Source organism: Pseudomonas sp. YuFO8 (assembly GCF_035065025.1).
In the GTDB taxonomy this organism is placed as follows: Bacteria; Pseudomonadota; Gammaproteobacteria; order Pseudomonadales; family Pseudomonadaceae; genus Aquipseudomonas; species Aquipseudomonas putida_AE.
Genome location: NZ_JAXDEQ010000002.1, coordinates 357,494 through 365,864, shown reverse-complemented (window position 1 = coordinate 365,864; position 8,371 = coordinate 357,494). Strand labels below are relative to the sequence as shown.

Below are 8,371 nucleotides of genomic sequence, written 5' to 3'. Positions count from 1 at the left end.
GGCGTTGGCCTGGCGATAATCCCGGTTGAAGTAAAAGTTGCGCAGTTCCAGGCTGGCCTTGCTGTCTGCCAGGAAATCCGCATGGACGTGGGTGGCAAGGCTGCTGCCTGCCAGGAACAGGGTGAAGAGGGTAGGTTTCATTGCTTGTCTCTTGTTGTTATGGGCAGTGTTGTTATGGGCAGTGTTGTTATGGGCAGTGTTGTTATGAGCAGTGTTGTTATGAGCCAGCCGTTCCCGCACTGGCCGGGGCCGGTGGCGGGAAGGCTGGTTGAAGGTGCCCTGCGCCGGGCAGCGCAGGGCGGGAGTAAAAAAGCGCGAAGCAAAGGAGCGGACTCGCGCTCGGGGCCGGTGCCCCGCAATGCTGCAGCGTTAGTGACTGCTGGCCATGGCAGCCCCCAGGCCGGTCTGGGCGCGGACGAACTGATCGGCATAGGCCGCGCGCTCACGGTCGGCGCGCTCGCTGCGGTCCAGTTTGGACGCCACCACGATGACCAGGAAGGCCAAAGGCATGGAGAACAGCGCCGGCTGGTCGTAGGGGAAGATCGCCTGGGCATGACCCAATACACCGACCCACACCGACGGCGACCCGATGACCAGCGCCAGGGCGCTGACCAGGCCGGTCAGGCCGCCGTAGAGGGCGCCACGGGTGGTCAGGCCACCCCAGTACATGGCCATGATCAGTACCGGGAAATTTGCAGAGGCGGCGATGCCGAACGTCAGGCCGACCAGGAAGGCGATGTTCTGGCCCTCGAACAGAATGCCGAGGGAGATCGCGACAATGCCCAGGCCGACAGTGGCGATACGCGACACGCGCATCTCCTGCTTCTCGTCGGCCTTGCCCTTTTTCAGTACCGAGGCATACAGGTCGTGGGAAATCGCCGAGGCGCCAGCCAGGGCCAGGCCGGCCACGACTGCAAGGATGGTGGCGAAGGCGACGGCGGAGAGGAATCCGAGAAACAGATTGCCGCCCACCGCTTTGGCCAGGTGCATGGCCACCATGTTGCCGCCGCCGATCATGGCGCCGCCCAGCTTGCCATCGACGTAGTACTGCGGGTCTGTGCCGACGATGACGATGGCGGTGTAGCCCAGGATGCACACCACGAGGAAGAAAAAGCCGATGAACACCGTGGCGAACAGCACCGATTTTCGCGCCTCCTTGGCATTGGGCACGGTGAAGAAACGCATCAGGATGTGCGGCAGGCCGGCAATGCCGAAGACCAGTCCAAGGGACAGTGACACCGCGTTGATCGGGTCGGCCAGCAAGGTGCCCGGCCCCATGATTTGCACGCCGCTGGCGTGCACCGCTACGGCTTGGGCCGACAGCGTCTCGAAGCTGAAGCCGAAGCGGCTCAGGGCCATCAGCATCAGGGTCGTTCCGCCCGCCAGCAGCAGGACCGCCTTGGTGATTTGCACCCATGTGGTGGCGAGCATGCCGCCGAAGATCACGTAGACCAGCATCAGCACGCCGACCACAACCACCGCCGTGCGATAGTCGAGGCCGAACAGCAGCTTGATCAACTGGCCGGCGCCGACCATCTGAACCACGAGGTAGCAGCACACCACTGTCAGCGAGCCGAGGGCGGCGAAGCTGCGTACGCGCGTCTGATCCAGGCGAAAGGAGACGATGTCGGCGAAGGTGTAGCGGCCCAGGTTTCGCAGGCGTTCGGCCATCAGGAAGGTGACGATGGGCCAGCCGACGAAGAAGCCAATGATGTAGATGAAGCCGTCATAACCCCGGGCGAACACCATGCTCGAGAGGCCCAGCAAAGTGGCCGCCGACATGTAGTCACCGGCGATCGCCAGGCCATTCTGGAAACCCGTGATACCGCCACCCGCGCTGTAGAAATCGGCAGCGGAGCGCGTACGCCGGGACGCCCACCAGGTGATCAGCAAAGTGGCAAGGACGAAGACGAAGAACATGCCGATGGCATGCACATTGAGCGGCTGCTTCTGCGCGGTGATGGTGTCGGCGTTGGCCAGCACAGGGCTGAGGGCGAGAAGGGGGAGTAGGCGTTTCATGCGCGGGTCTCCTGCAGGATCTGCGCGCTGAGCGCGTCGAAACGGGTGTTGGCGGTGTGCACGTACCAGGCGGTGAGCAACCAGGACAGCAAGATGATTGCCACGCCAACCGGCATGCCGAGGGTCAGGTGACTACCGTCGTACAGCGGCAGGTGCAGCCAGGCAGGTGCGAAGGCCACTACCATGATGAAGCTGTAATAGACGGCCAGGACCGCACCGCTCAGTGACCAGGCCAGCACTGAGCGCTGGCGGCTGAGGCGCTGGAATTCAGGATTGGCCCTGACCCGGGCGCAGGTCTGGACGTGGTTCGGATGGTCAGTCGTCATAGTGAGGCTCCGCTTTTAATTGTTGTTGTATGTCGGCCTTTTGAGGGGCGTACGGGTACCCGGGCGACATCCCTGGGCGGGACATCACCTGAATGCTGCTGGAGTCGTTGCTGCCCTGGCGATCTTCCGGAGGCGAGGGGAACGCATGGCACCGGTTTGGTGCCGACAGGGTGCCCGCCGGATGTGTCCTCGGCGGGGGCGAATGCGACAGTGATTGCGCTGCCGCGCAACAGCCATTTTTCGCCTTGAAAACAGGTTTTTTACCCTGCATTCAGGCCGTTAGCCCTGATTGAAATCGGGGCCTTTCCGGTGGAGAAACGATGCTGGTCAAACCAGGCTGAATGCGAGTATATGTTGGCTAATTTCCAATAAGAATTGGCAGAAAAGCCTGATGAATATGCAAAATCGCACAACGCAAACTCACGTGAATTGGGACGATATGCGTTTCTTTCTCGAGGTCGCTCGTGCTCGCACCGCCAGTGGCGCAGCACGCCGCCTGGGGGTGGACTACACCACGGTGTCGCGGCGCATCCGCGCCCTTGAGCAAAGCCTTGGCGCGCTGCTTTTCGAGAAGTCCCGAGCGTCGGGTTTCGTCATGACTGTCGAGGGGCAGCGCCTGATCAGTCATGCGGAAACACTGGAAAGTACGCTGCTGGCAGCTTGTGGGGAGGTTTCGGGAACCACCGGGGGGCTTGCCGGGCACCTGCGCATCGGCTGTACCGAAGCCTTCGGCTCGTGCTTCATCACCTCGCAGATGAGTCACTTCATCATTCACTATCCGCATATCTCAGTGGACATTTTGCCGGTCCCGCACTTCGTCAACCTGTCACGACGCGAGGCGGACATTGCCATCACCCTGGAGCGTCCCGAGCGCGGTCCCTACGTGTGCTCGCGCCTATGCGACTACCGCTTGCGTCTGTATGCGACACCGGAGTACCTGGCCAATCATCCACCGATTACCCATAGCGAGGACTTGGCGAGTCACCCCTTCGTGACCTATGTCGAGGACCTGGCGTTCAGCTTCAAGCTGCTCTACCTGAACGATCTGCTGCCCGGCGCGCAAAGCCGCCTGCGTAGCACCAGCGTAGTCTCCCAGTATCATGCAGCGCTGGAGGGGCGCGCGCTGGCCATCCTTCCGTGCTTTCTCGCAGGTCCCGACCCGCGCCTGTGCGAAGTATTGCCGGACCAGGTGGAGGTCACTCGACAGTTCTGGATGTACTACAGCGAGGACCTGCGCAAGCTCAAGCGGATCACCTTGGTCGCCGAATACCTGCGCGCCTGTGCGGAGCTCAATCATCCGCTGTTGATGGGCGAATCGCGCGCGATGGCCTACCTGCCGTCACCCTGAGGTAGCAACGCTGATCCTCGGCTGACAGCATGTCATTCAACCGACCTTGACGATCAGGCGTGAGTTTCGTTCATTGCGAAAGGCCAGTTGTTCAATGGTCTGGGTCGCGTGCTCCGCCTCTTCGCGGGCCTTGAGGATCACGCCGTGTTGAGGCGACTTGCTGCACACCGGGTCGGCGTTGCTCGCGTCACCCGTGAGCATGAACGCCTGGCAGCGACAGCCGCCGAAGTCCTTTTCCTTCTCGTCGCATGAGCGGCACGGCTCGGGCATCCAGTCGTAACCGCGAAAGCGGTTGAAGCCGAACGAGTCGTACCAGATGTGCTGCATGCTGTGGTCGCGCACGTTGGGAAACTGCACCGGCAGCTGTCGGGCGCCGTGACAGGGCAGGGCGGTTCCGTCCGGCGTCACTGTCAGAAAAATACTGCCCCAGCCGTTCATGCAGGCTTTCGGGCGTTCTTCGTAGTAGTCCGGCGTGACGAAAATCAACTTGCACGGATGACCTTCGGCTTCCAGTTTGGCGCGGTATTCATTGGTGATGCGTTCGGCGCGCACCAGTTGCTCTTTGGTCGGCAATAGCCCAACGCGATTGAGCTGAGCCCAGCCGTAGAACTGGCAGGTGGCGAGTTCGACGAAGTCTGCCTCCAGGGCGATGCACAACTCGATGATGCGGTCGATCTTGTCGATATTGTGCCGATGGGTCACGAAGTTCAGCACCATCGGGTAGCCATGGGCTTTGACGGCGCGGGCCATTTCCAGCTTTTGCGCGAAAGCCTTTTTCGAACCCGCCAGCAGGTTGTTCACCTGCTCGTCGCTGGCCTGGAAACTGATCTGGATATGATCGAGCCCGGCCTTCTTGAAATCGCTGATTTTCTGCTCGGTCAGGCCGATACCGGAGGTGATCAGGTTGGTGTAGAAACCCAGCTTGCGTGCCTCGGCGATCAGCTCGGCAAGGTCCTGGCGCACCAGGGGTTCGCCGCCGGAAAAACCCAGCTGCGCCGCGCCCATCTCCCGCGCTTCACGAAAGACTTTGATCCACTGCTCGGTGCTCAGTTCTTTGCCTTGTTCGGCAAAATCCAGCGGATTGGAGCAGTACGGGCATTGCAGCGGGCAGCGATAGGTCAGCTCGGCCAGCAGCCACAGGGGCAGGCCGATCTCAGGTGTGGGCGGCACTTGCCTGGATGAATCAGGCAAGTTCGATCCAGTGCTGCGCACGGGCAACCTCCATGAATTGCTCGATGTCGTCCGCGAGTTCGGGCACGCCCGGGAATTGCGTGTCGAGCTCATTGATAATCGCGGCGACGTCACGCTCGCCGTCGATCAAGCCGCCGATCAGCGCGGCGCTTTCATTGAGCTTGATCATGCCTTCGGGATACAGCAGCACATGGCCTTTCTGTGCCGGTTCGTACTGGAATCGGTAGCCAGGGCGCCAGGTCGGGGTCTTGCTGCGATCGAAGCTCATAGGGTGATTCCTTTATGCCAGACCCGTTCCCCGGTCACGCTGTGATACGGCGGGCGATTGAGTTCGTAGGCCATGCTCATGGCATCGAGCATGCTCCAAAGAATGTCCAGTTTGAACTGGAGAATTTCCAGCATGCGTTCCTGGCCTTCCCGGGTCTTGTAGTGCTCGAGGGTGATGGCCAGGCCGTGCTCGACATCGCGCCGCGCCTGACCCAGGCGCGTGCGGAAATATTCGTAGCCGGCGGGGTCGATCCATGGGTAATGCTGCGGCCAGCTGTCCAGGCGCGATTGGTGGATCTGCGGCGCGAACAGTTCCGTCAGCGAGCTGCTCGCGGCCTCCTGCCAACTGGCCCGACGGGCGAAGTTGACGTAGGCGTCGACGGCAAAGCGCACGCCGGGCAGCACCAGTTCCTGGGAGCGCAATTGGTCCGGGTCGAGGCCGACGGCCTGGCCCAGGCGCAGCCAGGCTTCGATGCCGCCGTCTTCGCCGGGGGCGCCGTCGTGGTCCAGCAGGCGTTGAATCCACTCGCGGCGGATCTCGCGGTCCGGGCAGTTGGCCAGGATTGCCGCGTCCTTCAGCGGGATGTTCACCTGATAGTAAAAACGGTTGGCGACCCAGCCCTGGATCTGCTCGCGGGTCGCCCGGCCTTCATACATCGCCACGTGATACGGGTGATAGATGTGGTAATAGGCGCCCTTGGCGCGCAGGGCGGCTTCGAATTCGGCGGGGGACATCGGGGTGTCGGTCATCTGGGTTCTCCGGAGTACAGCCGGTGGATTCTTTGGCGGCTGGTCTGGCCCTTTCGCTGGCAAGCCAGCTCCTACAGGGGAATGCGGTCAACTGTAGGAGCTGGCTTGCCAGCGAAGGGGCCGTCAGTTACAACACAATATTCATGCCGTCATACGCCACTTCAACTTCACGGACGCAGACGCAGCACCACGCTAAAGGGTTAGCGGTTGGCAAAGTACATGGTGACTTCGAAGCCAATGCGCAGGTCGGTGTAGGCAGGTTTGGTCCACATGATCGAGTTCCTCTTTTTTTGAATGGATGGTTTCAAAAGCTGATCGGGCATCCTTGCCCCTTTGCGCTACCTCTGTGCAATCACGGCGTGGCCTTGGTCGCAACCGGTTGCTGTGCCTTGAGGTATTGGGCGTACTCCTGGCTCATTACGTAGTGCTTGATCTTCTCGACATCGGCGGGCTCGAGGCTGTCCTTGAAGGAGGGCATGCCCAGAGGCCGCAGTACGCCATCCAGGACGATCTGCTGGAACAGGTTTCGATGGGACTCGTCGGACTTGCGCAGATCGGGGATCAAGCCACCACTGATCGCACCCACACCGTGGCAGACGGAGCAGTAGGCGCCGTACAGCTGCTGGCCGGCCGCGATATCCGCAGCGGGAGCGTCGACCGGTTTTGGCGTGCGGTTTACCGCCACCACTGTTTTTTCTGGTAGCGGCGGCAGAGAGGCCTTGCCGTCGAGTTTGAACACCAGCAGGCGGCTGACGTTACCCGCCCCCGGCGCCAAGGCGGCATCGCCTCCGATCAGCGGGGCGACACCACCCCAGCCGGCCATCACGGCGATGTACTGCTCACCCTCCAGGCTGTAGGTCATGGGGGCGGCGACGATGCCGGTCTGTGCGCCGAACGACCAGAGCTTTTTGCCCTTGTCTGCAGAGTAAGCGATGAAGTTGCCGTCGGCCGTACCCTGGAACACCAGGTTGCCGGCGGTGCTCAAGGTGCCGCCGTTCCAGTAGTGAGCGTAGGGCACGCGCCAGGCTTCCTTCTGCTTGACCGGGTCCCAGGCCAGCAGGGCACCGGAAACGGCCTCGCGGGGAATCTCGGTGGCGTCGGAGAAGCCCGCGCCGGTGTTGAAGCCCTTGCGCTTGACGAAGTCCTTGCCTTCGTTGCGATACACACCCGGGATCTCCTGGTAGGGGATATACACCAGGCCGGTTTGCGGGTTGAACGACATCGAATGCCAGCCGTGAGCGCCGAAGGGGCTCGGCCACATGACGATGGGCTCTTTCTGGTAGCGCACACCGGGCGCCTCCACCGGCTTGCCGGTAGCCAGGTCGATCTTCTCGGCCCAGGTGACCTTGCCGAACTTCTCGGCAGAGAGCAGCTCGCCGGTCTGGCGGTCAATGACATAGAAGAAGCCGTTCTTTGGCGCTTGCATCAGCACCTTGCGCATTTTGCCGGCGATCTCCAGGGTCGCCAGGGTAATCTGCTGGGTGGCGGTGAAGTCCCAGGAGTCGCCCGGTGTCACCTGATAGTGCCAGGCCAGCCGGCCGGTGTCCGGGTTGAGCGCAAGGATCGAGGACAGGTAGAGGTTGTCGCCGCCACCGGGGCTGCGCAGTTCACGGTTCCACGGCGAACCGTTGCCGGTGCCGACGTACAGCAGGTCCAGTTCAGGGTCATAGGCCATGCCGTCCCATACGGTGCCGCCGCCGCCGAGCTTCCAGTACTCGTTACCTTTCCAGGTCTTGGCCGCCTCGGCCAGCTCGGGATGTTCATAGGGTTTGTTCGGGTCGCCGGGCACGGTGTAGAAGCGCCAGGCTATCTCGCCGCTCTCGGCGTCATAGGCGGAGAAATAGCCCCGCACACCATACTCGGCGCCACCGTTGCCGATGATGACCTTGCCCTTCACCACACGCGGCGCGCCGGTGATGGTGTAGGGCTTGCTGTTGTCGGTGGTCTGCTGGCTCCACACCTGTTGGCCGGTTTTTGCGTCGAGGGCAATCAGCCGGCCGTCCAGGGTGCCGATGAAAACCTTGCCGTTCCACAGCGCGACTCCGCGGTTGACCGCGTCACAGCACGCGTCGCGGGCCTTGTCGCGGGCGATCTGCGGATCGAAGGTCCAGAGCGTCTTGCCGGTGCGTGCATCCACCGCGATCGCGCGGCTCCAGGACAGCGATGCGTAAAGCACGCCGTCGGCGAATAGCGGCGTGGCTTCCAGGCCGCGATGGTTATCAAGGTCAACGGACCAGGCCAGGCCCAGCTTGTCGGCGTTCTTCGCGGTGATCTGGTCCAGTGGGCTGAAGCGCTGTTCGTCATAGGTGCGGCCGTGGCTGAGCCATTCGCTACCGTCCTGCTTACTGGCAATGATGGCGGCCTGGTCGACGTGTGCGGCGACGGCCAGCGGCGCCAGCAAGGCGAAGGCCAGGCCAGCGAGAATTCGGGATGCAGACTGCGTGTTCATAGACGCAGGACTCCTGTTATT

At 62.2% G+C, this 8,371-nt stretch carries 9 protein-coding genes; 1 reads left to right on the top strand and 8 read right to left on the bottom strand.

All coding sequences use genetic code 11. From position 1 onward, the window contains the following. From SOP95_RS03455 to SOP95_RS03445, 3 genes are all read right to left on the bottom strand, one after another. The coding region (locus SOP95_RS03455) for an OprD family outer membrane porin (RefSeq protein WP_323606116.1) at window positions 1–141 on the bottom strand (141 nt) is incomplete at its 3' end. Between the two features lie 228 nt (window positions 142–369). Further along, window positions 370–2,019: a cation acetate symporter gene (locus SOP95_RS03450; protein WP_323606104.1), complete on the bottom strand. Its 1,650-nt coding sequence runs from the start codon at window positions 2,017–2,019 to the stop codon at window positions 370–372. Next, complete coding sequence (locus SOP95_RS03445; RefSeq protein WP_274078139.1) at window positions 2,016–2,345, bottom strand: DUF485 domain-containing protein; 330 nt, start codon at window positions 2,343–2,345, stop codon at window positions 2,016–2,018. Before SOP95_RS03445 ends, SOP95_RS03450 begins: the two co-directional genes overlap by 4 nt. 391 nt (window positions 2,346–2,736) lie before the next feature. Between SOP95_RS03445 and SOP95_RS03440 the strand changes: the two genes are divergently transcribed. After that, window positions 2,737–3,693, top strand: coding sequence for a LysR family transcriptional regulator (locus SOP95_RS03440; protein WP_274078138.1), 957 nt, complete (start codon window positions 2,737–2,739; stop codon window positions 3,691–3,693). A 36-nt stretch (window positions 3,694–3,729) separates the two neighbouring features. On the opposite strand, the gene pqqE is transcribed toward SOP95_RS03440, so the two are convergent. The 5 genes from pqqE to SOP95_RS03415 all read right to left on the bottom strand — a co-directional run bounded on the left by pqqE (window position 3,730) and on the right by SOP95_RS03415 (window position 8,350). Further along, window positions 3,730–4,863 (bottom strand): pyrroloquinoline quinone biosynthesis protein PqqE, encoded by a 1,134-nt coding sequence (gene pqqE, locus SOP95_RS03435; protein WP_442967719.1) that lies wholly within the window; start codon window positions 4,861–4,863, stop codon window positions 3,730–3,732. Between the two features lie 13 nt (window positions 4,864–4,876). Further along, window positions 4,877–5,152, bottom strand: coding sequence for a pyrroloquinoline quinone biosynthesis peptide chaperone PqqD (gene pqqD, locus SOP95_RS03430; RefSeq protein WP_274077743.1), 276 nt, complete (start codon window positions 5,150–5,152; stop codon window positions 4,877–4,879). Beyond that, window positions 5,149–5,901 carry a pyrroloquinoline-quinone synthase PqqC gene (gene pqqC, locus SOP95_RS03425; protein WP_274077742.1) on the bottom strand — a complete coding sequence of 251 codons (753 nt, stop codon included), beginning with the start codon at window positions 5,899–5,901 and terminating at the stop codon, window positions 5,149–5,151. Before pqqC ends, pqqD begins: the two co-directional genes overlap by 4 nt. Before the next feature lie 200 nt (window positions 5,902–6,101). Next, complete coding sequence (gene pqqA / locus SOP95_RS03420) at window positions 6,102–6,173, bottom strand: pyrroloquinoline quinone precursor peptide PqqA (RefSeq protein ID WP_003243383.1); 72 nt, start codon at window positions 6,171–6,173, stop codon at window positions 6,102–6,104. Window positions 6,174–6,253: 80 nt separating this feature from the next. Beyond that, complete coding sequence (locus SOP95_RS03415; protein WP_323606098.1) at window positions 6,254–8,350, bottom strand: PQQ-dependent dehydrogenase, methanol/ethanol family; 2,097 nt, start codon at window positions 8,348–8,350, stop codon at window positions 6,254–6,256. Window positions 8,351–8,371: the final 21 nt, after the last annotated feature.

Coding starts and splice junctions, on each gene's coding strand:
- SOP95_RS03450 (WP_323606104.1), bottom strand. CDS start 2,019: ATGAAACGCCTACTCCCCCTTCTCGCCCTCAGCCCTGTGCTGGCCAAC.
- SOP95_RS03445 (WP_274078139.1), bottom strand. CDS start 2,345: ATGACGACTGACCATCCGAACCACGTCCAGACCTGCGCCCGGGTCAGG.
- SOP95_RS03440 (WP_274078138.1), top strand. CDS start 2,737: ATGAATATGCAAAATCGCACAACGCAAACTCACGTGAATTGGGACGAT.
- pqqD (WP_274077743.1), bottom strand. CDS start 5,152: ATGAGCTTCGATCGCAGCAAGACCCCGACCTGGCGCCCTGGCTACCGA.
- pqqC (WP_274077742.1), bottom strand. CDS start 5,901: ATGACCGACACCCCGATGTCCCCCGCCGAATTCGAAGCCGCCCTGCGC.
- SOP95_RS03415 (WP_323606098.1), bottom strand. CDS start 8,350: ATGAACACGCAGTCTGCATCCCGAATTCTCGCTGGCCTGGCCTTCGCC.